Origin of the sequence: Pseudonocardia sp. SID8383, from assembly GCF_009864975.1 — a bacterium.
GTDB classification, from domain to species: domain Bacteria; phylum Actinomycetota; class Actinomycetes; order Mycobacteriales; family Pseudonocardiaceae; genus Pseudonocardia; species Pseudonocardia alni.
In genome coordinates this window covers 1-1,203 of record NZ_WWFY01000318.1, presented here as the reverse complement: position 1 = coordinate 1,203, position 1,203 = coordinate 1, and the positions used below count along the sequence as shown (strand labels likewise).

General features: G+C 72.9%; 2 protein-coding genes and 1 pseudogene. All 3 read right to left on the bottom strand.

Annotated features, from left to right (window positions below; genetic code table 11):
• On the bottom strand, nucleotides 1–364 hold a 364-nt coding region (locus GTW08_RS07745), incomplete at its 3' end, for a hypothetical protein (RefSeq protein WP_161151679.1).
• Nucleotides 365–387: 23 nt separating this feature from the next.
• Nucleotides 388–819: a hypothetical protein gene (locus tag GTW08_RS07740; protein ID WP_073573761.1), complete on the bottom strand. Its 432-nt coding sequence runs from the start codon at nucleotides 817–819 to the stop codon at nucleotides 388–390.
• Nucleotides 820–971: 152 nt separating this feature from the next.
• Nucleotides 972–1,203, bottom strand: a pseudogene (locus GTW08_RS07735) (hypothetical protein); the annotation flags it as partial.

Here is a 1,203-nt window from a genome sequence, read left to right as displayed (position 1 = left end):
GCACGACCACCGACAGGGCCAGCCGCCCGCCGTGCGGGTCGGCGACGGTGCGCAGCACGTGCCGGTCCGGTCCCGCCTCCAGGACGAGCCCGAGCCGCCCGCCCGCGTTCGGGGCGAGAGCCAGCGCGATCCGGACGAGCTCGGCGTGCGCCGCGCCGCGGACCTCGTCGCGGTGGTCGTGGGCCGCGGGGACGCCCCGGCCCGTCCGTCCGACGGCGGTGTCGAGCCCGCAGACGTCGAGGACCATCCCGCTGTCCACGTCGAGCAGGGCCGCCGAGCGGATCCGCGGGTCGAAGAACAGCGGCCCCAGTACGGCGGCCAGCCCGTCGGTGCGTACGGCGACGGCGTGCCGGTGACGTCCCATCGGTCGTGTGGGTCGCGGGGGCCTCAGCGCTGCTGGGCGGGGAAGAACGCCTGGCCCTGCTGCTGCGGCGCACCGGCCTGCGGCGAGGACATGGCGAACTGCTGCTCGATGACGCGCAGGTCGCGGCGGGCCATCGCCAGGTTGGCCTGGGCGCGGTTGAGCACGAGGTAGAAGAACAGCTGCTCGTCGGTGCCGCGGATGATCCGGATCAGGTGGTACTGGGTGTCGAGGGTGATCAGGATGTCCTCGATGTTCTCGCGCAGCCCCAGCTTCTGCATGACCTCGAGCTTGGTCCGGACGACCTCGGAGTTCCCGGGCGCGGCGACGTCGAGGTCGAACTCGGGGCTGCCCCCGCGCGACCCCAGGGTCATGCCGCTGTCGAAGTCGACGATCGCGACCGCGAACGCGCCCTTGATGTTGGCGGCCATGTCCAGGGAACGATCGATGTTGTTCATCTCAAGAGCCTTCCGCGCGGCAGTCGCCGCGACGATCTCGGGGAGTCCGCGCCGCGATCCCGTTCCGCATTCCGCGGAAATTGATCTCAGTACTTTACGGCGCCGGGGCGGACAACGATAACGCGCAATTCCGGAGCGTCAACACCCCGTCGTCACCCTGTGGTCGACGACGGGTCCAGACGGCGCAGCGCGGCGAGGATCCGAGCCATGGTGCCCAGGTCGTCGGCCCACCGGCCGCCCTCGGGGACGGCTCCGGCGTGCGCGTCGTCACCCTCGGCCGCGGCAGGGGGCTCGGACGGCTCGGCGGGGCCGGGCGCGCGTCGGGGGAGCGGGACGGCCGGTCCCGGGGTGCGCTCGGCGTCCGGTACCGGCGACGGCCTCGGT